This is a genomic window from Streptomyces sp. NPDC058246 (assembly GCF_042881985.1).
Lineage (GTDB): Bacteria > Actinomycetota > Actinomycetes > Streptomycetales > Streptomycetaceae > Streptomyces.
This window is the reverse complement of the sequence record NZ_JBHVWZ010000023.1, coordinates 16,245-37,261: the sequence shown is the minus strand read 5'-3', so window position 1 is coordinate 37,261 and position 21,017 is coordinate 16,245. Positions and strand designations below refer to the sequence as shown.

20 protein-coding genes and 2 pseudogenes are annotated in these 21,017 nt (G+C 71.4%); 19 read left to right on the top strand and 3 right to left on the bottom strand.

Annotated features, from left to right (window positions below; translation table 11 throughout):
- Positions 1–5 precede the first annotated feature (5 nt).
- The 3 genes and pseudogenes from ACFVXA_RS28180 to ACFVXA_RS28170 all read left to right on the top strand — a co-directional run.
- A pseudogene (locus ACFVXA_RS28180) lies at positions 6–234 on the top strand (transposase); the annotation flags it as partial.
- A gap of 368 nt (positions 235–602) precedes the next feature.
- Positions 603–1,136: a chloramphenicol phosphotransferase CPT gene (gene cpt, locus ACFVXA_RS28175; protein ID WP_390027318.1), complete on the top strand. Its 534-nt coding sequence runs from the start codon at positions 603–605 to the stop codon at positions 1,134–1,136.
- 116 nt (positions 1,137–1,252) lie between these two features.
- Positions 1,253–1,342 (top strand): annotated as a pseudogene (locus ACFVXA_RS28170) (IS5/IS1182 family transposase); the annotation flags it as partial.
- A gap of 189 nt (positions 1,343–1,531) precedes the next feature.
- Here the strand turns inward: ACFVXA_RS28170 and ACFVXA_RS28165 are convergent.
- On the bottom strand, positions 1,532–2,035 hold the full coding sequence (locus ACFVXA_RS28165; protein ID WP_383736783.1) for a polyketide cyclase: 504 nt from the start codon (positions 2,033–2,035) through the stop codon (positions 1,532–1,534).
- A 237-nt stretch (positions 2,036–2,272) separates the two neighbouring features.
- On the opposite strand from ACFVXA_RS28165, the gene ACFVXA_RS28160 reads away from it, so the two are divergent.
- Positions 2,273–2,638 (top strand): MerR family transcriptional regulator, encoded by a 366-nt coding sequence (locus ACFVXA_RS28160; protein WP_362030308.1) that lies wholly within the window; start codon positions 2,273–2,275, stop codon positions 2,636–2,638.
- A 47-nt stretch (positions 2,639–2,685) separates the two neighbouring features.
- Complete coding sequence (locus tag ACFVXA_RS28155) at positions 2,686–3,702, top strand: NADPH:quinone oxidoreductase family protein (protein WP_383901534.1); 1,017 nt, start codon at positions 2,686–2,688, stop codon at positions 3,700–3,702.
- Positions 3,703–3,920: 218 nt separating this feature from the next.
- On the opposite strand, the gene ACFVXA_RS28150 is transcribed toward ACFVXA_RS28155, so the two are convergent.
- Positions 3,921–4,469, bottom strand: a complete 549-nt coding sequence (locus tag ACFVXA_RS28150; protein ID WP_383901537.1) for a GNAT family N-acetyltransferase — start codon at positions 4,467–4,469, stop codon at positions 3,921–3,923.
- Between the two features lie 148 nt (positions 4,470–4,617).
- On the opposite strand from ACFVXA_RS28150, the gene ACFVXA_RS28145 reads away from it, so the two are divergent.
- Positions 4,618–5,757 (top strand): winged helix DNA-binding domain-containing protein, encoded by a 1,140-nt coding sequence (locus tag ACFVXA_RS28145; protein ID WP_390027315.1) that lies wholly within the window; start codon positions 4,618–4,620, stop codon positions 5,755–5,757.
- Between the two features lie 175 nt (positions 5,758–5,932).
- Here the strand turns inward: ACFVXA_RS28145 and msrA are convergent, their stop codons facing one another.
- Positions 5,933–6,445 (bottom strand): peptide-methionine (S)-S-oxide reductase MsrA, encoded by a 513-nt coding sequence (gene msrA / locus ACFVXA_RS28140; protein ID WP_262007061.1) that lies wholly within the window; start codon positions 6,443–6,445, stop codon positions 5,933–5,935.
- Between the two features lie 545 nt (positions 6,446–6,990).
- Between msrA and ACFVXA_RS28135 the strand changes: the two genes are divergently transcribed.
- From ACFVXA_RS28135 to ACFVXA_RS28075, 13 genes are all read left to right on the top strand, one after another.
- Positions 6,991–9,123: a glycoside hydrolase family 27 protein gene (locus ACFVXA_RS28135; RefSeq protein WP_390027313.1), complete on the top strand. Its 2,133-nt coding sequence runs from the start codon at positions 6,991–6,993 to the stop codon at positions 9,121–9,123.
- 250 nt (positions 9,124–9,373) lie between these two features.
- Positions 9,374–10,666, top strand: a complete 1,293-nt coding sequence (locus tag ACFVXA_RS28130) for an ABC transporter substrate-binding protein (protein ID WP_390027310.1) — start codon at positions 9,374–9,376, stop codon at positions 10,664–10,666.
- 2 nt (positions 10,667–10,668) lie between these two features.
- Positions 10,669–11,565, top strand: a complete 897-nt coding sequence (locus tag ACFVXA_RS28125) for a sugar ABC transporter permease (RefSeq protein WP_362030419.1) — start codon at positions 10,669–10,671, stop codon at positions 11,563–11,565.
- On the top strand, positions 11,565–12,488 hold the full coding sequence (locus ACFVXA_RS28120) for a carbohydrate ABC transporter permease (protein ID WP_390027307.1): 924 nt from the start codon (positions 11,565–11,567) through the stop codon (positions 12,486–12,488). The genes ACFVXA_RS28125 and ACFVXA_RS28120 overlap by 1 nt, the downstream gene beginning before the upstream one ends.
- On the top strand, positions 12,485–14,596 hold the full coding sequence (locus ACFVXA_RS28115) for an alpha-galactosidase (protein WP_390027304.1): 2,112 nt from the start codon (positions 12,485–12,487) through the stop codon (positions 14,594–14,596). Before ACFVXA_RS28120 ends, ACFVXA_RS28115 begins: the two co-directional genes overlap by 4 nt.
- 56 nt (positions 14,597–14,652) lie before the next feature.
- Positions 14,653–15,411 carry an SDR family NAD(P)-dependent oxidoreductase gene (locus ACFVXA_RS28110; protein ID WP_384026227.1) on the top strand — a complete coding sequence of 253 codons (759 nt, stop codon included), beginning with the start codon at positions 14,653–14,655 and terminating at the stop codon, positions 15,409–15,411.
- A gap of 49 nt (positions 15,412–15,460) precedes the next feature.
- Entirely contained in the window at positions 15,461–16,222 is a 762-nt protein-coding gene (locus tag ACFVXA_RS28105) for a FadR/GntR family transcriptional regulator (protein ID WP_362030337.1), read from the top strand.
- Positions 16,219–17,364: a galactonate dehydratase gene (gene dgoD, locus ACFVXA_RS28100; RefSeq protein ID WP_384026229.1), complete on the top strand. Its 1,146-nt coding sequence runs from the start codon at positions 16,219–16,221 to the stop codon at positions 17,362–17,364. Before ACFVXA_RS28105 ends, dgoD begins: the two co-directional genes overlap by 4 nt.
- On the top strand, positions 17,358–18,155 hold the full coding sequence (locus ACFVXA_RS28095; protein ID WP_390027301.1) for a hypothetical protein: 798 nt from the start codon (positions 17,358–17,360) through the stop codon (positions 18,153–18,155). Before dgoD ends, ACFVXA_RS28095 begins: the two co-directional genes overlap by 7 nt.
- Positions 18,156–18,255: 100 nt before the next feature.
- Positions 18,256–18,891, top strand: coding sequence for a bifunctional 4-hydroxy-2-oxoglutarate aldolase/2-dehydro-3-deoxy-phosphogluconate aldolase (locus tag ACFVXA_RS28090; RefSeq protein ID WP_384026235.1), 636 nt, complete (start codon positions 18,256–18,258; stop codon positions 18,889–18,891).
- Entirely contained in the window at positions 18,888–19,817 is a 930-nt protein-coding gene (locus ACFVXA_RS28085) for an SMP-30/gluconolactonase/LRE family protein (RefSeq protein ID WP_390027298.1), read from the top strand. Before ACFVXA_RS28090 ends, ACFVXA_RS28085 begins: the two co-directional genes overlap by 4 nt.
- Positions 19,818–19,827: 10 nt before the next feature.
- The gene (locus tag ACFVXA_RS28080) at positions 19,828–20,805 is read left to right on the top strand and encodes a sugar kinase (RefSeq protein WP_390027295.1); all 978 of its coding nucleotides are present in this window, start codon (positions 19,828–19,830) and stop codon (positions 20,803–20,805) included.
- Between the two features lie 81 nt (positions 20,806–20,886).
- Complete coding sequence (locus ACFVXA_RS28075; protein ID WP_362030349.1) at positions 20,887–21,015, top strand: hypothetical protein; 129 nt, start codon at positions 20,887–20,889, stop codon at positions 21,013–21,015.
- The last annotated feature ends 2 nt before the right edge of the window (positions 21,016–21,017 follow it).

Sequence of the window (21,017 nt, the reverse complement as noted above, 5' to 3'; positions counted from 1 at the left end):
GGGCCGGCCATGCCCGGCCCGGGCCGATGCAGTGCCTCCTGCGCTACGCCCGCTGGGACACGGATGTCGCCCGAGACGACGTCCGCACCTACGCCGTCGAACACCTCGGGCCGACGGCGGTGTTCTCATCGTCGATGAGACCCCGACTTTGTGGAGAAGGGCCGGCCCTCGGCAGGGGTACAGCGCCAGTACACCGGCACCGCAGGACCGATCGAGAACAGCCAGGTCCGGGTGGACAGGCTGTTGTGACTGGCCAGGTTGTCAGTGACGATTCAGAGCTCCCTGTCCGGGTTGGCGTTCTCATCTCCCCTTCCGGGTTGGCGTCTTCTGCCAGTAGTTGCAGGAACTGCTGGCAGAAGACGCTGTTGCGGGAGGATGCGGTCATCGTGACCGCCTGGCCGTCGGCTGGTCGCGGACCGGCGTAGAAGCGGGTCTTCTCGGTGCCCTGTCCGCCAGGACACCCGCGACGCCAAGATCGAGAAAAAGACCCAACGGAGTCCTGCTGGTGCGATCGCCGGGACCGTTCACCGGGATGTCGGCAGCAGAGCAGTGTCTGCCGAAATTCGTTTCGTGCCGTGGGGGAGGCGCCCTACTGTGGCGCGGTGACGACTCAGATGATCATTCTCAACGGTGGTTCCAGCTCGGGAAAGTCCGGGATCGTCCGATGCTTGCAGGCTGTGCTTCCGGATCCGTGGCTGGCGTTCGGTGTCGATTCTTTCGTCGACGCTATGCCCGCGACAATGCAGGCGTCGGACGAGGGGATCGAGATCGCGGCGGACGGCGTGGTGAGCGTCGGGGCGGACTTCAGGGCGCTGGAGGCGGCATGGATGGAGGGCGTGGTGGCGATGGCCCGTGCCGGCGCCAGGGTCGTCATCGATGAGGTCTTCCTCGGCGGAGCGGCGTCCCAGAAGCGGTGGCAGAAGGCACTTGGCGATCTGGCCGTGCTGTGGGTGGGCGTCAGGTGTGAGAGGTCGGTCGCCGCCGGCCGTGAGGTCGCACGAGGAGACCGGGTCCAGGGAATGGCTTCGTTGCAGGCGGATGTGGTCCACGAGGGCGTGATCTACGACCTGGAAGTGGACACAACGCATACGGAGTCCCTGGAGTGTGCGCGGACCATCGCCACCCATGTCAGCTGATCGGCGGTTCAGCTCCCAGCCGCCCTGCCTGGAGCAGCAGGCGTGTTCAAGTTGCGGCGGTGCCGGGTGGACTCTCCGCTCCAGTGTTCACAGAGTTGGGGCACGGGGACCCCTTCTGGGAGTTCCTGCTGCCCCAGGAGTTGGGGGACGGCTCGGGCAGCACGTGCTGGCGGAGGCAGCGGGACTGGCATCAGGCCGGGGTGTGGTCAGCGCCGCACCAAACGCGCGCGGATCGCCGCCCAGGCGTAGGGGAGCGTATCCGGGGCGCTGGCCGGCATACCGGCTGCGGGCTCCACGCCGATCACGCGGGATGCGGTCGAATCGAAGGCAACCGGTCCGCAGCACGCCGACGTCCGTAAGGCAGTCCCACGGCTGGGGAAAGCGCGAGGCAGGACTTAACTGCCGGGCGTCCAGGCCCGGGACGTCGGTGCGGCAAGCTCGGCCAGGTGGTGCAGCGAGTTGATGAGATGCTCAGGACCGAACGGCGGGAACTGGATGCCGCGCTCGCGGATGTACTGCGGCACCGCCGACCAGTCGTAAGTGAGCGTGACCCCAGTCTCGGACGGACCGAGCGGCGCAAGGTCGTAACGCCAGATCCAGCCGCCGAACTCCAGGTGACCGTCGCCCTTGTCCTGCCCGGTCAGCCAGCCGATGGCGCGCGGCGGGTCGAGCACCTGGACCTTGTTGACCACCTGGTAGTGACCGTTCGGATGGTCGGCGTGGTACATGTCCATCCGGAAAATCTGCCCCACCTCAGTCAGCGGCGCCCGGTCGACAGGTTCCTGAACCCAGCCGGTGCCATCGATCGCAGAATGGGTCGTCGGGTCCGCCAGCACTGCGAACACCCTCGCGGCGGGCACGGCGACAGTCAGGGTGGCGCTCACGCTCTCCTGGTCCACGGTGTGCACGCTCCTTGCCATTTCATCTCGGGCCTCCCGCAGGTGTGGAAGGGGGACGTTCCTAACATGCAGACGACGCGGCGAGGCGGAACTCATCGGTCGTGTGGGCGGAACCCGCACCCCGTGCCACCACCGGCGGGCTTGTAAGGGTCAGGATTCGAGGGCCGGGGAGGCAGCTTCTTCCCCTTGGCGAAGAGCGCTGGAAGATCGCGGAGCGCCTGGACGTTGCGTCCAGGTATGAGGATCAGCGAAGCCTCCCGAGTCAGCGGCGTGAGTGTGAGGTCGTTGCGCTACTACGAGGACGAGGGCTTGATCGTCCCTGGCCGATGCAGCAATGGGTACCGTGACTACTGCCGGTCCACCATTGACCGGGTTCGCGTCATCCGCTCGCTGCTGGAGTCCGGGCTGCCCGTGCGGTTGATCAAGGAAGTCTTGCCTCACCTCGCTGACGGAACCGACGCCGGCACGGATGCGGTGTGCTCGGAGTTCCTGGAGGAGGTGCGGAGGTATCGCGATCGGCTCGCTGTACGCATCGCCAGTCTCAGCGATCAGCAGGCGGCACTCGACGCCTACCTGCGCGAGGCTCGCCAGACCGATCGATGACCGCGGCTTGACCTTGACGTCAGTGTGAGGCTCCTACGTTCCGGTGCATGGAGATCAACGAGCAGCGACACACCGCTGAGCAGACGGTACGGGCATTGGTCCAGCGGTCGGACCGGGGGCCGAAGGATCTGATCCTCACCACCGGTCAGCGACGGCCCAGCCCAGGACCCGGCGAGTACCTGATCCGAGTCGGCGCCGCCGGGGTCAACTACGCGGACGTCATGCAGACCCATGGAACGTACGGAGGAGGCCCTCAGGCGCCTTATGTGGCGGGCTTCGAAGCCGCCGGCGAGATCGTGGGCGTCGGCCCGGACATCGTGCGCCCGCTCCCAGCCGGCTCCCACGTCATCGGAGCCGGCCCGGGCGCCTTCGCGCAGTACATGACGATGCCCGCCGCGGGTGCACTTCCCGTCCCTTCCGGCTGGAGCGATGCGGAAGCTCTCGGCCTGGTGCTGAACTGGGCAACCGCATTGGCGGCACTGAAGCCGTTGGGCGAGATCAAGGCGGGTGAGGCGGTGCTCGTTCATGCCGCGGCCGGAGGCGTGGGGCAGGCCGCCGTCCGCCTCGCCCGCCACTACGGTGCGCGCGTGATCGCCACGGCGTCACCGGGCAAGCACGGCACCGTCAGAGCACTCGGCGCAGATGAGGTCCTCGACAGCCGACGCCCCGATCTGACCGCGGAGATCACCCGGCTGACCGGTGGGGTCGACCTGGTCCTGGAATCCGTGGGACAGGCCACGTTCGAGGTCAGCCTGTCGGTCACCAAACCCTTCACCGGACGCGTCGTCGTGTTCGGTGCCGCATCTGGTGACGCCAGTCTGACCACTCACGACCTGGTCTTCACCCACCAGGTCCAAGTCAAGGGACTGCACATCGGTGCGCTGGCGGCCACAGCCCCGTCCATCTACCGATCGTTGCTCGTCGAGATCCAGGCACTCATCGCCCAAGGCGTGTACCCGCCCGGCACCCCCCAGGTATACCCCCTGGCCGAGGGGCCGGCAGTGCTGCAAAAACTCCAAGCGGGCCAGACCCGTGGCAAGCACGCCCTCGATCCCTGGCGCTAGGAACCGCCTGTGACCGACCGCAATGCCCCGCTGCCCCCCTCCGAGGGCCGGCTCGCTTCGTACGGCGCTGCCGGACCGCCCGATCGCCCGCGTGGCTGCCGAGTCGGCGCTCCTGTGCGGCCTGCCGTCGAGGTCCTGGTCCGACTGCGGGCCGGGCCGGGCCGGGTGATGCGCGAGCCCGTGAGCCGCCCCTGGATCTCTGGCACGTTGATCCGCCGTCACGTCAACTGCCCACCCCGCGGAGGAGCCCCACTGCCGGCAAAGAGATACAGCACCTGTGGCGCATCCCATTCGACGAAGCTGTCGATCTGGGTGGCGCCAAGAGCTTCCAGAAGTCGCCGGGAGGTGTCGTTGGCCGCTTGGGTCACCGCGACTATCCCCGGGACAGCCGCCGGCACCTCGGCAAGAGCCCAGGCAACTACGGCGGCGACTGCCTCGCGGGCATAACCGCAGCCCCAGTATTCCGGCGCCAGCTGATACGACACCTCGGTGCGACCACCACGTGACTCCGGCTCCACCCACACCGAGCCGAGGACGGCACCGTCTTCACGTCTCACCACACTGAACAAGCCGACCGCGCCGACACACTTCTCCCGGCGCACCCGCACCACGTCGTCACTCACCGGGCCGCCGAGGTATCTGCGCACGTCACGATCGGTCCACAGGCGCACGAACGTTGGCACATCAGCTGGTTGGACGGGCCCCAGTTCCAGACGAGTCGTCGTGAGAGCGGCTGGCCAGTATGCAGCGGACATGGAGGTGATCATGTCATGACCCCATGACGCAGACCGGCGCAGAGACGGGATGCCACTGGCAAGGATGAAGGAGCGGTGGGCATCCTCGGCCGGCGGGGCGGCCGGGACCGGAGCGGGCGGCTGGTGCCCGCGACTGCGGCGGGGGCGCCATAATCCGGCCATGCCGTTCACCGCGCGACAGCTCGCCCTGGCCACCTTGGACCGTCAACTCCTGCTCGCACGCAGGCGCCTTGATGTGGCCGAGGCGGTCCGCCGGGTCTGCGCCTTGCAGGCGCAGACACCGGCGTCGCCGTATCTGGCACTGTGGAACCGCTTGCAGGATTTCGCTCCTGAAGATCTCGATGCGGCGTTCGCGGATCGCCGGATCGTGAAGGCGACCCTCATGCGGATCACGCTGCACGCCGTCCACGCCGAGGACTACGCGCCCTACCACGCCGCCATGCTGAGCACTCTGCGGGCGTCGCGGTTGTACGACCGCCGCTTCACCTCGATAGAGCTGACCCCCGCCGACGCCGACGCGCTGCTCCCCAAGCTTGCCGCATTCTTGGCGCGACCCCGCACCGGCGCCGAGGTGGAGCAGGAGATCACGCGGCGGTTCGGCGAGCACGCGCACCGCGTGTGGTGGGCGCTGCGGACGTACGCGCCGATACATCATGTGCCGACCGGCGGCCCCTGGTCGTTCACCCAGCCGAACGCCTACCTCGCCTCACCCACGGCTCCTGGGTCCGCGCCACAGGACGCGGCAGCCGGGGTGCAGCGGCTGTTGCTCGCCTACCTGCGAGCGTTCGGACCCGCCTCGGCCCAGGACTTCGCCCGGTTCACCTTGCTGGGGCGCCCAGGAATCACCCAGGCGCTGCACGAACTCGGAGACCAGGTCGTGCGGGTGACAGGTCCGGGCCGCGCCGCCCTGTTCGACCTGGCAGGCGCCACCGTGCCGGCCGAGGACACCCCGACGCCGCCGAGGCTGCTGCCGATGTGGGACAGCACGCTGCTGGCCCACGCCGTCCCCGGACGCGTCCTGCCCCAGGAGTACCGGCCGCTGGTCGTCCGGCGCAATGGCGACATGCTGCCCTGCCTGCTCGTCGACGGGCAGGTCGCCGGAGTGTGGCGCGCGGCCGACGGCGGGCTGGAACTGACCACCTTCCGAAAACTGGGCAAGGCTGCGTGGCAAGGTCTGACCGAGGAGGCAGCGAAACTGTCCTCGCTGCTCGCCGACCGCGACCCAGCCGTCTACCGGCGCTACGGACACTGGTGGGACAAGGGGTTTCCCGGTGTCGAGAGCACGATCGTCAAGGGCTGACCGCGCCGCTCGGCTCCGCCCCCGCCCCTTCAGGGCGCCGCCACGTCGCGTAGCGTCCGGGCGGCCCGGACGACCCTGCGGATCGGAACGCGGCCGGAGGCGAAGGCGTCGTCGAAGCCCGAGACTCGTCAGCCCCCCGCGCGGTCAGTCCCCGCGCGGTCAGCCCTCCGTGCGATCAGCCCTCCGCGCGGGCGGGCAGCCGCCAACCCGGGCGCGGGAAGTGGCAGGTGTAGCCGTCGGGGTAACGCTCCAGGTAGTCCTGGTGCTCGGGCTCGGCCTCCCAGAAGGGGCCGACCGGCTCGACCTCGGTGACGACCTTGCCCGGCCACAGTCCGGAGGCGTCCACATCCGCGATGGTGTCCTCGGCGATCCGCTTCTGCTCGTCATCCACGTAGTAGATCGCCGAGCGGTAGCTGAGACCGATGTCGTTGCCTTGGCGGTTCTTCGTGCTCGGGTCGTGGATCTGGAAGAAGAGCTCCAAGATCGCGCGGAAGTCGGTCTTCTCGGGGTCGAAAAGGATCTCAATGGCCTCCGCGTGGGTGCCGTGGTTACGGTACGTCGCGTTCGGCACGTCACCCCCGGTGTATCCGACCCGGGTCGCTGTCACGCCCGGGAGCCGGCGGATCAGGTCCTGCATCCCCCAGAAGCATCCGCCCGCCAGTACCGCCCGCTGCGTCTGCGCTGCCATTTCGGCCCTCCAATAGTCTGTCGCCTCGGTCACTCGGGCTGCTCGGCTCACGCATCTGTGGCACCCCATGCCCTCTGGCTTCATCAGCGCGTGAGGGTTCCAAACAATTCCGCGCCCGACCAGCCGGGCCCGCGGTCGTCGGCCGCCGCGGGGACGGATTGTCGGCGGCCCAGGGCTGCCAGGCCCGGCCTCCGAGCGCCGGCGCCAGGATCTGGAGCACGGGGACCGCACGGCGTTCCGTCCATGATCGGCGGTTGCGCGGCGCCTGACTGGTCCGGCACCGCGTATTCCGGCGGCTCGCGCGGGTTACCGCGGATGCGGCATCAGTCATCGTACGGCGACGTCCGCGGCCTCGGGCAGACGGTGGCCGTACCCCGGAAACCGTCCCGGGGCGGTGGCTACGTCACCGCGAGATCCCGTTTTTAAGTTAATTAGCAATTAATATTGACAGGCTTGGGGGGCCCGGCCACAGTTTCCGCCGTGGCACCGGCGCCCGGTACGACCGGAGCGGGGTGCCCCGTACCCCCAACTCTCGGGAGAATTCAGTGGCTTCGCATCGTGCAAGGACGGCGCGACTGAGGCGGACCGCGGCGGCGCTCGGAGCCGTGGTGCTGGTCGGTTCGGTGGTTCCGGTGGCACACGCCGCGGACGACCAGGACGCGCCGCAGTACTACGACAGCGGCCTCGCCCCCACGCCGTACATGGGATGGAACACCTACTACGGGCTCGGCGCCCCGACGGAGAGCCAGGTCAAGAAGGTCGCCGACCACCTCGTCAGCAGCGGGCTGCGTGACAGCGGCTACAACATCGTCTGGCTGGACGGCGGTTGGCAGGCGGACCAGCCGCGCGACCCGGAGACGGGCCGGCTCGTGGCCAACCCCACGCGCTTCCCCTCTGGTATCCCCGCGCTGGTGACGTACCTTCACCAGCGCGGCCTCAAGGCCGGCATCTACACCGACGCGGGCGAGTACGACGGCGGCAAGTGGTGCGGCCTGGGCAGCCGTGGCCACTACGAGGCGGACGCCCGCCAGTTCGCCGGGTGGAAGGTCGACGCCATCAAGGTGGACTTCCTCTGCGGCATCGGCGCGGGGCTCGACCCGGGCCCCGCCTTCAAGGAGTTCAGCGACGCCGTCGCCAAGTCCGGGCGGAAGATGCTGCTCAACCTGTGCAACCCGCTCACCGACGACTGGGGCATGCCGCACACCCCCGAGCGGGACGCGCACAACACCTTCGTCTACGGCCCGACGACCGCCGACTCCTGGCGCACCGGTACCGACATCGCCTGGGGCACCCCCACCGCGGGGGAGTGGCCGAACATCCTGCGCAACATGGATGCCAACGCCTGGCACCCCGAGGCTCAAGGGCCCGGGCACTGGAACGACCCCGACTACCTCATCCCCATGCGCAAGCTCGCGGAGGGCGGCTACGAGCTGACGGAGGAGGAGTCCACCACACAGTTCGTGATGTGGGCCGAGATGGCATCGCCGCTCGTACTCGGCAGTGACCCGCGCACCCTGCCGCGGTCGATGATCGACACCCTGCGCAACCCCGAGATCATCGCCGTCGACCAGGACCCGCTGGGCATCCAGGGTGTCCGCGTGGCGACCGACTCGGTCGGTGACGTCTACAGCAAGGTGCTGAAGGGCGCGGGCAAGCGGGCGGTCGTCCTGCTCAACCGTTCCGACCAGGCGCAGGACCGCACGGTGACCTTCGCGGACACCGGCCTCGCGGGCAAGGTCGCGGTGCGCGACCTGCGGGCGCGTGCCTCGCGCTCCACCTTCACCGGCTCGTACACGGTGCGTGTCCCCGCGCACGGCACGGCCTTCCTCAAACTGACCGGCACCGACGAGGCCCCCGGCGCCGAGCTTCCCGGCCGCTCGTCGGCGAGCCCGGCCCTGGTGCGCGACGGCGACACGCTCACCGTCTTCACCCGTGGCGCGGACGGTGCGCTGCGCGCGCAGACCGCGCGCGGCGGTGACTGGGCCACGTCCCGGAGCACCGATCTGGGTGGCCCGACGCGCGGCCGCATCCTGGGCCAGCCCGCCGCGTACCCCTCGGCCGGCGGACGGATCGACGTCTTCGTGCGCGGCACCGACGACACCGCCTACCGGCGTGTGTACGCGAACGGGCGCTGGGGGCGCTGGCAGAGCCTCGGCGGGACACTGACGGACGCGCCGACCGCGGCTTTCGCGGGGCCGGACGACTGGACCTTGTTCGCGCGCGGCGCGGACGGCAGTGTGTGGTCGCGCGGCGCTGCCTCCGGCTGGACCTCGCTCGGTGCGCCGCAGGGCCGGCCGATCTACGGACGTCCGTCGGCCGTCGTCGACGACGCCGGGCGGCTGCACGTGGCCGTGCGTACCCCCGACGACTCGGTGTGGTCACGGACCCGCGACACCTCCGGCACCTGGTCGGACTGGGCGGCCCTCGGCGGCACGACCAGTGGCAGTCCGACCCTGGTGGCCTCCGGCGGCACCGTCCACCTGTACGCGCGGGCCGGGGACTACACGCTCTGGACGCGCAGTTGGACCGCCGACGGCGGCTGGGCCGGCTGGAGCAAGGACGCCGACTTCGTCAGCGGTGCCTTCGACGGCGCGCTCGGTGCCGCCGCAGGGCCGGACGGTGGCGTGCTGGCCGCCTTCCGTGGGGTGGACGGCCGCGTCCACCAGACCGAGCTCTGAGCTCCGCGCGCTCGTTCCGCCTCGCCTCTCGCCTCTCGCCTCTCGCCTCTCGCCTCTCGCCTCTCACCACCCAGCACCAAGAGGTGTGCCTCCGGGACTTGTTCGGCCCGGAGGCACACCCTCCGCGAAATAAATTAGTAATTAATCTTGACGGTGTCCGGACCGCTGCGACAGGCTGTGCCTGCCGCAGGCAGAGCCGGGCCGTCAGGGGGCCTCAGCTCCGTTCCGTGGGCACTTAGGGAGTGCATAGATGACCGCCTTCAACGCCAACCGCCGCAGATTTCTCGTAGGAGCCGGCGCAGTCGGCGCCGGCGCGCTGCTCAGCGGCTGCGTCACCCAGAGCCCGTCTGCCTCCGGAGGAAAGTCCGGCGGCCCGGTGACCCTGCAGTCCAACCTCTCCTCTCCGCAGGCCAAGGCCGCGATGCAGGCGGTCGTCGCCGCCTTCGACAAGCGCGGCGACGCCAAGGCGCAGCTCAACACCGTCGCGTCGGAGACGTTCCGCACGCAGCTGCCGACCTACCTCACCTCGGCCAACCCGCCGGACGCCTACACCTGGTACCCCGGCTCCGTCGCCGAGTCGTACGCCAAGAAGGACCTGCTCCTCGGACTCGACGACATCTGGGAGAAGCCCGAGCTCTCCGGCTACTCCGACGCGCTGAAGAAGCTGTGCACCTCGGCCTCCAGCGGCAAGAAGGTCTTCGTGCCCACCAGCTACTACTGGTGGGGCGTGTTCTACCGGAAGTCGAACTTCGCCAAGTGGGGCGTCAAGGAGCCCAAGACCTGGAACGAGTTCCTCGACCTGTGCGACAAGCTCAAGAGCAAGGGTGTCGCCCCGATCGGCCTCGGCGCCGGCGGCGACACCCCCTGGGTCGCCTCGACCTGGTTCGACTACCTCAACATCCGCGTCAATGGCGCCACGTACCACCGCGAACTCCTCGCGGGCAAGCACCGCTTCGACGACCCCGAGGTCCGCAGGGTCTTCGACACATGGGACCAGGCCCGCCCGTACTTCGACCCCAACGGCACGGCGATCCCCTTCCAGGACGCCACCACCGCGCTCCTCCAGGGCCGCACCGGCATGATGCTGATCGGCACCTTCTTCGCCGACGCCGCACCCAAGGACGCCCTGGGCGACCTGGACTTCTTCCAGTTCCCCATCATCGATCCGAAGGTGCCGGTCGCCGAGGAGGCGCCCACCGACGGCTACTTCGCCAGCGCCCGCACCCGGCGCGCCGGCGGCGTCAAGGAACTGCTGCGCTACTTCGCCTCCGCCGAGGCGCAGGAGCTGTACCTCAAGAACTCGTCCGGCACCGCGCTGCCCACGCACCCGGACGCCAAGGACGCCGGCACCCCGCTGGTCCTCAAGGGCCGCAAGCTCATCGAGAGCGCCACCGACGTGACGCAGTTCTTCAACCGGGACTCCAGCGACGCGCTCCAGCCGACCGCCGACACCGCGCTCGTGCACTACCTGGCCAAGCCCAAGGAGATCGGCTCCATCCTCACCACGTGGCAGCGCAGCGCACAGAAGATCTGGAGCCAGTGACGATGGCGCTGATCGGCTCCACACGACGGTCCAGGGCCACGCGGGTGCCCCCGGTGGTCCTGGCCTTCGTCCTCGTCCCGCTGCTCGCCGAGGCGTTCTGGGTCTTCTGGCCGGCGCTCCAGGGCTTCTACCTCTCCCTGACCTCCTGGGACGGCCTGGCGGCCCCCAAGTTCGTCGGCCTCGGCAACTTCAGCGAGATGCTGCACGACGCGGTCTTCCGCACCGCCGCGATCAACACGGTGCTGTGGCTGCTGCTCTTCGGCGGGCTCTCCGCCGGCCTCGGCCTCGGTGCCGCGCTGCTGCTCCAGCAGGAGCGGCGTGGCATCGGGTTCTACCGTGCGGCGCTCTTCCTGCCGGTGGTGTTCTCGCTGGTCGCGACCGCGCTGGTGTGGCAGGCCATGTACCAGCCGGACGGCCTGATCAACAACGTGCTGGAAGCCATCGGCCTCGGCGGCTGGAAGCACGCCTGGCTCGCCGACCAGGACACCGCCTTCTACGCGGTCATCGTGCCCGCGCTGTGGCGCCAGGTCGGGTACGTGATGGTGCTGTACCTGGCCGGCCTCAAGGGCATCGACCCCGCGCTGTACGAGGCGGCCAAGGTGGATGGCGCCACCCGTCTGCAGCAGTTCCGGCACATCACGCTGCCGCAGCTGCGCAGCGTCAACGCGGTCGTCCTGTCGGTGATCGTCATCGACTCGCTGCGCTCGTTCGACGTGGTGTGGGCGCTCACCCGCGGCGGCCCGTACCACTCCTCCGAACTGCTGAGCACCTACATGTACTCCACCGCGTTCCAGTCCCTGCGCCTGGGATACGGCTCCGCGCTCGCCGTCGTCATCTTCGTGCTGGCCTTCGGCGTCATCGCGAGCTACCTCGTGCGCGCCTTCCGGGAGGCCGACTGATGACCGCAACCCAGGCCACCGCGCATGTCAAGGACGCCGATGGGCCGGCGGGCCAGCCCGGCCACGCCAAGGTCGCGGTGCCCCGCCGCCCCGTCCTGAGCGGCCGCGCCCTGCGCACCACCGGCTTCCACCTCACCGCCGGCCTGCTGTCCGCGCTGTGGCTGCTGCCGATCGCCCTCGTCCTGGTCACCAGCACCCGGACGTTCGACGACATCGCCGCGCACGGCGTCGGCAGCCGGCCGCACTCGTTCACCTTCGACAGCTTCCACCAGGCGTGGCTGGACGGCGGCCAGCAGCGCGCCCTCATCAACAGCATGCTGGTCACCATCCCCACCGTGCTGCTCTCGCTCGGCCTCGCCTCCATGGCGGCCTTCGCGCTCAGCCGCTACGACCTGCCCTTCCGGCGCGTCCTGCTGCTGCTCATGCTCGGCGGCAACCTGCTGCCCCCGCAGATCCTGTTGATCCCGGTCTCCAAGCTCAGCGAAGTGCTCGGCATCTACGACCAGCTCTACGCGCTGATCGGCGTGCAGGTCGGCTTCGGCGTCGGCTTCTACGTCTTCGTCCTGCACGGCTTCATGCGGGCGATCCCCGGAGAGATCCAGCAGGCCGCCGTCATCGACGGCGCGAGCCCGTGGCAGATTTACTGGCGGATCATCCTGCCGCTGGCCCGCCCGGCCCTGGCCGCGCTGACCGCCCTGTCGTTCACCTGGATCTTCAACGACCTGCTGTGGGCCATCACGGTGCTGCGCACCGACACCCAGATGCCCATCACGGCCTCCCTCATCGGGCTGCAGGGCCAGTACGTGTCCATGTGGAACGTCATCGCGGCCGGCTCGGTGATCGCCGCCGCCCCGACGGTGGCCGTCTTCCTCCGCTTCCAGCGCCACTTCGTGGCCGGTCTGAACCTCGGAGCCGTCAAGTGACCGTGCACGACCGGTGGCTGCTGCGCACCGACACCACCACCTACGCCGTCACCCTCGGCGGCGACGGCCGCTGGGCCGAACTCGCCGCCTGGGGGCCGCACGGCGCGGAGGTCGGGCCGTCGCCCATGGACTGGTCGCGGCGCACCCACTTCATCACCCCGGCCGACGCCGCCCCGGCCGAGTACATCCCGTACGGGCTGCGGCCGTTCACCGGCGCCGACCTGGTCGCCTCCCGCCCCGGCGGCGACCGCGGCAGCTGGTGGCACTTCACCGGCGCCACGCAGGACGGAGACCGGGCGCTGCGTCTGGAGTTCACCGACGACGTCCTCGGGCTGCGTACGACGCTCCGCTACGAGACGGTGCCCGGCACCGACGTCGTCCTGCGCTGGACCGAGCTCACCTGCACCGGCGAGAGCGACGTGCGCCTGGAGCGCTTCGACTCCGCCGCCGTCAACGTCCCTGTCCAGGGCGGCGCGCGGCTGACGTACCTGGCCGGCCAGTGGTCGCAGGAGTTCCAGCTGAAGCACGTGGAGCTCGAGCGCGGCCGCTTCGAGATGGAGAGCACGCAGGGCTCGGCCGGGCACGCGTACCACCCCTGGCTCGCCGTCCAGGACGCCGCCGCCCCGGCCGAGGGCGCCACCCCCACGTACGGCATCGCCCTGGAGTGGTCCGGCAACTGGCGGATCAGCGCCGACGCCGAGCCCGGCGGCGCCGTACGGGTGCGCGCCGGCCGGGTGCCCCACGAAGGCGCGGTCCGCCTCGCCCCCGGCGCCACCCTCGTCACGCCCCGGCTGGCCTGCGCCTTCAGCCCGGACGGGCTCGACGGGCTGGTCCGCGTGTGGCACCGCTACGAGCGGCACCTCACCGGCGAGCGCATCGACCGGCCGCGCAAGGTCCTCTACAACTCGTGGGAGGCGACCGGCTTCGACGTCGACGCCGCCGGGCAGCTGGAACTCGCCAAGACGGCCGCGGAACTGGGCGCCGAACTCTTCGTCGTCGACGACGGCTGGTTCACCGGACGCCCCGACGACACCGGCGGTCTCGGCGACTGGGACCCGGACCCGGCCGAATTCCCCGGCGGGTTCGACCGGTTCGTCGAGGACGTCCGCGCCCTCGGCATGGACTTCGGCCTGTGGGTGGAGCCCGAGGGCATCAGCCCCCGCTCCAGGCTCTACGCCGAGCACCCCGAGTGGGTGTACCGGACCGAGGGCCGTCCCGCGACACTCGTACGCAACCAGCTCCTGCTCGACCTCGGCCGCGAGGACGTCCAGGACTTCGTCATCGGCACCCTCGACCGGCTGCTCGGCTCGTACGCCATCAGCTACCTCAAATGGGACATGAACCGGCCGCCCACCGAGCGCGGCCGCCCCGGCCACCCGGCGGGCGAGGACCCGGAGCGACAGGACCTCGACGCCGGCCACGTCGCCGGCTACCTCCGCGTCCTGGACCACCTGCGCACCGCCCACCCGCATGTCACCGTCGAGGGCTGCGCCGGCGGCGGCGCCCGCGTCGAGCACGCCACCGTCGCCCGCACCGACGTGATGTGGCCCAGCGACAACACCGCGCCCATGGACCGGCTGCGCATCCAGTACGGCTATCTCCACGCGCACGCCCCGCACACCATGAGCTCGTGGGTCACCGACGCCCCCGGCGTCTTCGACCCGCGCCCCCGCTCCCTGGCCTTCCGGTTCGTCAACTCCATCGCCGGAGTCCTGGGCATCGGCGCCAACATACGTCACTGGACGCCGCGGCAGCGCGCGGAGGCCACCGAGTGGATCGCCCGCTACAAGGAGATCCGCGACATCGTCCACCATGGCGAGGTGAGCCTGCTCGGCAGCCCCGACGACCCGACCTGCGGCATCCAGTACGAGGAACCGGGCGGAGCCCGCCTGGTGGTGACGGCCTGGAACACCGGCCCGCTGGACGGCGCGCCCCTGGTGCCCGGCCGGGCCGCCCGGCTCCGGCTGCGCGGCCTGAGGCCGGACGCCGTCTACACCGACACCGCCACCGGCACCCGCTACGGCGGCGCGTATCTGATCCACTCGGGGCTGCCGTTCGCCTGGACCGCCGGACACGACGCGGAGTTGACCGTTTTGGCGCGGCAGTGACGGCAGCGGAAGGATCTGCATTCCACCTGACTCTCGAACAGGAGACGACCCACCCCATGAACCCAGCGGCCCGCTTCACCAACCGCGTCGCCGTCGTCACCGGCGCCGCATCGGGCATCGGCGCGGCCACCGCGGCACGCCTCGCCGCGGAGGGCGCGTCCGTCGTCCTCGTCGACATCGCCACCGCACGCGGCGAGGAGACCGCCGAGCGGCTGCGCAAGGACGGGTCCCGGGCCCTCTTCGTCCCCGCCGACGTCGCGAACGAGGACGACTGGCAGCGGGTGATCACCGCCGCCCACAGCTTCGGGCCAGTGGGCGTTTTGGTGAGCAACGCGTACACGGTGGCGGTCGCACCCGCCCACGAGACCAGCCTGGCCTCCTGGGAACGGCAGCTGTCGGTCAATCTCACCGGCGCCTTCCTGGGCGTCAGGGCGACACTGCCCGACCTGCGTGAGCACCAGGGGGCCGTGGTGCTCGTCTCCTCCGTCCACGCCCGCCGGGGGATCCCCGGCCACCCGGCGTATGCGGCGAGCAAGGGAGCGCTGCTGTCGCTGTGCGGCCAGCTCGCCGTCGAGTACGGCCCCGAGGTCCGCGTCAACGCGGTGCTGCCGGGACCGATCCTGACCGCCGCCTGGGACCGGGTCCCGCCGGCAGACCGCGAGCTCAGCGTCGCCGAGACCGCGGCCCGCCGCTTCGGCACGCCCGAGGAGGCCGCCGCCGCCGTCGCCTTCCTCGCCGCCGACGAAGCCTCCTACATCACCGGATCGAGCCTGCTCGTGGACGGCGGCTGGAGCGTCACCAAGTCCTCCGCCTGACGGAACCGACCGCTCCAGCCACCGACCGACCAGCAAGAAAGGCAAACACATGACGCGATACGCGCGCCGCGGCGTGCACGGTCAGACCGTGGAGACGCTCGCCCGCCGGGTGCTCAGCGGTGAGATCCCCGAGGGAGCGACGCTCGACATGGTGGCCCTGCAGAGCGAACTGGACGTCAGCCTGACGGCCCTGCGCGAATCGCTCAAGGTGCTCGCGGCCAAGGGCATGGTCGACGCCCGGCAGAAGCGCGGCACCTTCGTCCGGCCCCGCTCCGACTGGAACCTGCTCGACGCCGACGTGTTGCGCTGGCAGTTCTCCGAGAGCAGCGGCACTGGCGCCGACCCGGCGCTGCTGCGCAACCTCGGCGAGGTCCGAGGCATCATCGAACCCGCCGCCGTGCGGCTGGCCGCGGCCCGCCGCACCGACGCCGACCTCGAGGCGCTGGAGGCGGCACTGACGGCCATGGGCCACGAGGGCGGCGCGAGCCACGCCGTCGAGGCCGACCTCGCCTTCCACCGGGCGCTGCTCACCGCCACCCACAACGAACTGCTGGAACGCATGGAGATGGTCATTGAGTCGGGCCTGGCCCAGCGCGACCAGCTCGTGCACAGCTCCCCCCACAGCGAGGACCCGGTCCCCAGCCACCGTGCCGTACTCGACGCCGTGCGCGACCGGGATCCGGACGGCGCGGAACACGCCATGCGCGCCCTGCTCGCCCAGGCCACGCGCGACCTCGACAAGCTCAGCGCTCCGTCCGTGCCCGAGGGCGCGGACGGCTCCGCCGGACAGAAGGACGGCCAGTCACAGTGAAGATCGCGCGCGTCGAGACCTTCCTCGTCCCGCCCCGTTGGCTGTTCTGCCGCATCGAGACCGACGACGGCGTCGTCGGCTGGGGCGAGCCCGTGGTCGAGGGCCGGGCCGAGGTGGTCCGGTCAGCTGTCGAGGTGCTGGCGGAGTACCTGGTGGGCCAGGACCCACTGCGCATCCAGGACCACTGGCAGGTGCTGAGCAAGGGCGGCTTCTACCGGGGCGGCCCGGTCCTCTCCAGCGCCGTCGCCGGTATCGACCAGGCCCTGTGGGACATCGCCGGCCGCGCCCTCGGGGTGCCGGTGCACACCTTGCTCGGCGGCCCCGTCCGCGACTCGGTCCGGGTGTACGCCTGGGTCGGCGGTGACGAACCGGACCGGCTGAAGGAGGAGATCACCGCCCAGGTCGAGGCGGGCTTCACGGCCGTCAAGATGAACGCCGCCGGGCGTACGCCGCCGATCGGCAGCCCCGCCGAGACGACTGCCGTCGTGCAGCGCGTGGCGGCCGCCCGCGAGGCCCTGGGCCCGCACCGCGACGTCGCCGTCGATTTCCACGGCCGCTTCAGCGCCGCCAACGCGCGCCGCGTGCTCCACGAGATGGCCCCGCTGCACCCGCTGTTCGTCGAGGAACCCGTCCTGCCCGAGCAGGTACACCTGCTGCCGGGGCTGGTCACCGCGACATCCGTGCCGCTGGCCACCGGTGAACGGCTCTACGGGCGAGCCGACTTCCTCCCGGCACTGATGGCGGGCATAGCCGTGGCCCAGCCCGACCTGTCGCACGCCGGCGGGATATCGGAGGTCACCCGGATCGCCTCGCTCGCCGACACCTTCGGGGCCCACCTGGCGCCGCACTGCCCGCTCGGGCCCATCGCACTGGCCGCCAGCCTTCAAGTGGCCTTCGCCACGCCCAACTTCCTGATCCAGGAGCAGAGCCGGGGCATCCACTACAACAAGGACGCCGACCTGCTGTCCTACCTGGTGGACACCGAGCCCTTCCGCTTCGTCGACGGCCAGGCACGGCGCACCGAACTGCCCGGTCTCGGCATCGCCGTCGACGAGGACGCGGTCCGCGCCGCCGACCGGTCCGGCCATGCCTGGCGCAATCCCGTGTGGCGGCACGCCGACGGCTCCTTCGCCGAATGGTGAGCGCCACGCGGCTGCCCGTACGTGTCGCCACCGACCCGGACCACGGCGGACGCTGGACGTCGCTGACCGCGGGCGGCCGCGAGTGGCTGTGGCACCGCGACGAACCTCGCCGCCGTACGGTCCGGCCCGGGGACCCCTTCGCCGACGCCGGCGGCCTTGAGGAGTGCGTGCCCACCGTGCGCGGGCTGCCCGACCATGGCGACACCTGGTCGCGGCCCTGGCGGACGGCGGGGGAGGAGGACGTCGCGGAGTGCCCCGACTTCCGCCTGACCCGGCGGATCGGCGAGCGAGGGGACGCGGTCGTCGCCGAGTACACGCTCGCCGCCGAGCCCGGCTACCGCTTCGTGTGGGCCGCCCACGCCCTTCTGGACCTCTCCCCGGCCGCCCGCATCGGCGTCGTCGGACCGGCGGCGACCCGGCTCTACCCGGACGAGGGCGACCGCTGGGTCGCCGGCACCTGGCCCAGCGTCGACGGCGTACCGCTGGACCGGCTCGGCCCGGACGACGGGAGCGCCGTCGGAGCGGTCGTCCTCACCTCCCGAGTGTCGGTGCACGACGGCGCCGACACGCTGCACCTGTCCGTCGAGGCCGACGGGCAGCCGGTCGCGGTCGCCCTCTGGCGCAACCTCGGCGGCTTCCCGCAGGGCGCGCCGTACCGCTCGATCGGCGTCGAGCCGATGCTCGGCCGCGTCTTCGACCGCGCCGCCGCGGGCGACGGCGACACCGCCGTGGTGCCGCCGACCGGCGAGGTCGCCTGGCGGCTCACCGTCACCGCGACCCGCCGCCCCTGAACCCCCACCACCTGGCCACCCCTGCACCCCCATCACCTGGCCGCCCCTGAACCCCCATCACCCGGCCGCTCCTGAACCCCGTCACCAGAAGGGATGTCGGATGGACCTGCTCGCCGCGCTGCGCGCCCACCGGCTGCTCGCCATCGTCCGCGGCAGCGACCCGGACGCGGCGCTGACCACCGTGCTCACCCTCGCCGAGGAGGGCGTCACCCTCATCGAGGTCTCCCTCTCCGGGCGCGACGCGCTCGACGTCATCACGCGGGCCCGTGCCGCGCTCGGCCCCGACGCGACGCTCGGCGCCGGAACCGTGCTCAGCTCCGACGACGCCCGGGCCGCCCAGAAGGCCGGCGCCGCTTTCCTCGTCACCCCGGGGGTCAGCGACAGCATCACCATCGGGCGGGAACTCGGACTCCCCGTGCTCGCGGGCGTGATGACGCCCACCGACATCCTCCAGGCACAGCGACTCGGCGCCGACGCCCTCAAGCTCTTCCCTGCAGGCAGCGCCGGGGGCCCCGGCTATCTGCGGGACCTGCGCGGACCCTTCCCGGACCTGCCCTTCGTACCCGTCGGGGGAGTGGACGCGGCGGCGGCCGCCGCCTACCTGCGAGAGGGGGCCACGGCCGTCGGCGTCGGATCGCCCCTGATCGGCGACGCCGCCGACGGCGGCGACCTCACCGCCTTGCGCGAGCGCGCCCGCGCGTTCGTGGACGTCGTCCGCGCTCAGGTCCGCCCGTGACCGCCCCCGCGGTCCTGGGGACCGACCGCCTCGAACTGGGCGAGGGCATCCGCTGGACGGACGGCCGCGCCGTGCTGACCGACATCCTTACCGGCCGGCTGCTGGCCGTGCCCGACGGGCCCGACGCGCCGCTCGCCCCGATCACCCGACTGCCCTGCCCGCTGGGCGCCGTGGCACCGGTGGAGGGGCACCCCGGCCACTGGATCGCGGCGGCGGGCCCCGGCATCTGCCGCATCGACCCCGCGGGCCGCGTCGACTGGATCGCGCGCCCCGAGGACGGCAAGGCCGCGCCGATGCGGATGAACGACGGCGTCGCTGACCCGCACGGCCGTTTCTGGGCGGGCAGCATGGCGTACGAGGCCACCGAGGACGCGGGCTCCCTCTACCGCCTGGACCGCTATGGCCGCGTCACCCGCGTCCTGCGGGACCTCACGATCCCCAACGGCCCGGCCTTCAGCGCCGACGGCACCGTCATGTACCTCGCCGACAGCGCCCGGGGCATCATCCGCCGCTACCCGGTCGACTCCGTGAGCGGAGACCCGGGCACCCCCGAAACCTTCGTCACCCTCGGCTCAGGCAGCCCCGACGGCATGACCACCGACGTCGAGGGCTGCCTGTGGACCGCCGTCTGGGGGACCGGGCAGGTCCACCGCTACGGCCCCGACGGCAGCCTCGACCGGATCGTCGACCTTCCTGCCGGGCAGCCCGCAGGACTGTGCCTCGGCGGCCCCGACGGCCGTACGCTCCTCGTCACCAGCGCGCGGATCGGCCTGTCCGCCCCCGGACCCCTCGACGGCGCCGTCTTCGAGGTGCCGGTGGATGTCCCCGGCGCCCCGGCCGCCCCGTACCGCCCGGCGGTGCCCTCCGCCCCGGCTTCGGCGGTCCCCTCCGCCCCGGCTTCGGCGGACCGCGCCGACGCACTCTAGGAAGCCCACTATGAGCACCTACCGGCCCCTGCGCCCCGGCCCCGTCGTCTGCGTCGGCGAGACCATGGCCGCCCTCGCACCCGACCCCCTCCAGCCGTTGGACGGCGCCGACCTGCTGCGCGTCGACATCGCGGGCGCCGAGTCGAACGTCGCCCTCTACCTCGCCGACCACGGCATCCCCGCTCGCTGGGTCTCCGCGGTCGGCGACGACCCCTTCGGCCGCCGCGTCCGCGCCCGGATCGCCGCGGGCGGCGTCGACGTCAGCGGCGTGCGCACCGACCCGGAGCGCCCCACCGGACTGCTGCTCAAGGACCCGGGCACGCACGGCACCCGCGTCCACTACCACCGCGCCGGATCCGCCGCCTCGGCCCTCACCCCCGAAGCGCTCGACGACCCGGCGGTGGCGGACGCCGCGCTCGTCCACCTCAGCGGCATCACCCCCGCTCTGTCGCCCGGCTGCCGCGCCCTCGTCGAACGCGCGCTGCGCCCCGACCGCCCGTGGCCCGTCAGCTTCGACGTCAACCACCGCCCCGCCCTGTGGGCCGGCCGCTGCGCCGCCGACATACTGCGGGCGCTCGCGGACCGGGCCGACATCGTCTTCGTGGGCCTCGACGAGGCCCAGGCTCTTTGGGGGGACGGGATCACCGACGCCCAAACGGTCCGCGACCTCTTGTCCGGCCCGCGCGTCCTCGTCGTGAAGGACGGGGACCGCGCCGCCACCGCCTTCGTGGGGACCGCTGCCCACAGCGTGGCCGCCCTGACCGTGCGCGTTGCCGAGCCGGTCGGCGCAGGCGACGCCTTCGCCGCCGGGTTCCTCAGCGGCCTGCTGCGGCAGCTGCCCGTGGACCGCGCCCTGCGGCTGGGCCATCTGACCGCGGCCTCGGCCCTGAGAGTCGCCGCCGACCACGGCCCGCTGCCGGACCCCGCCCTCGTCGCGGCGCTCCTGGACGCCGACGAGGAGACCTGGCGGGCCGCCGTGATCGATTGATTCCCCCCGGAGGGGACCGTCGAGGGTGCTTCCTCCGCAGAGTGACGTGTCGCGGCGGACCGCAGGGTTGCGGTGCGGCCCTTGGACACGGTCGATCTCACGCTGCACGGTGAGGAGTTCACCGGCGGCTCGAACGATCGCTGCGCGAGCATCCTGGCGTCGAGAACATCTGCCGCGACGGCTCGCGCCGCGCAGGTCGAAGCGCTCTGATG

What these genes read in the sequence shown, in the direction of transcription:
- ACFVXA_RS28160 (WP_362030308.1), top strand. Translation starts at nt 2,273, where the DNA reads ATGAGGATCAGCGAAGCCTCCCGAGTCAGCGGCGTGAGTGTGAGGTCG.
- ACFVXA_RS28155 (WP_383901534.1), top strand. Translation starts at nt 2,686, where the DNA reads ATGGAGATCAACGAGCAGCGACACACCGCTGAGCAGACGGTACGGGCA.
- ACFVXA_RS28150 (WP_383901537.1), bottom strand. Translation starts at nt 4,469, where the DNA reads ATGATCACCTCCATGTCCGCTGCATACTGGCCAGCCGCTCTCACGACG.
- ACFVXA_RS28145 (WP_390027315.1), top strand. Translation starts at nt 4,618, where the DNA reads ATGCCGTTCACCGCGCGACAGCTCGCCCTGGCCACCTTGGACCGTCAA.
- msrA (WP_262007061.1), bottom strand. Translation starts at nt 6,445, where the DNA reads ATGGCAGCGCAGACGCAGCGGGCGGTACTGGCGGGCGGATGCTTCTGG.
- ACFVXA_RS28130 (WP_390027310.1), top strand. Translation starts at nt 9,374, where the DNA reads ATGACCGCCTTCAACGCCAACCGCCGCAGATTTCTCGTAGGAGCCGGC.
- ACFVXA_RS28125 (WP_362030419.1), top strand. Translation starts at nt 10,669, where the DNA reads ATGGCGCTGATCGGCTCCACACGACGGTCCAGGGCCACGCGGGTGCCC.
- ACFVXA_RS28120 (WP_390027307.1), top strand. Translation starts at nt 11,565, where the DNA reads ATGACCGCAACCCAGGCCACCGCGCATGTCAAGGACGCCGATGGGCCG.
- ACFVXA_RS28110 (WP_384026227.1), top strand. Translation starts at nt 14,653, where the DNA reads ATGAACCCAGCGGCCCGCTTCACCAACCGCGTCGCCGTCGTCACCGGC.
- ACFVXA_RS28105 (WP_362030337.1), top strand. Translation starts at nt 15,461, where the DNA reads ATGACGCGATACGCGCGCCGCGGCGTGCACGGTCAGACCGTGGAGACG.
- ACFVXA_RS28095 (WP_390027301.1), top strand. Translation starts at nt 17,358, where the DNA reads ATGGTGAGCGCCACGCGGCTGCCCGTACGTGTCGCCACCGACCCGGAC.
- ACFVXA_RS28090 (WP_384026235.1), top strand. Translation starts at nt 18,256, where the DNA reads ATGGACCTGCTCGCCGCGCTGCGCGCCCACCGGCTGCTCGCCATCGTC.
- ACFVXA_RS28080 (WP_390027295.1), top strand. Translation starts at nt 19,828, where the DNA reads ATGAGCACCTACCGGCCCCTGCGCCCCGGCCCCGTCGTCTGCGTCGGC.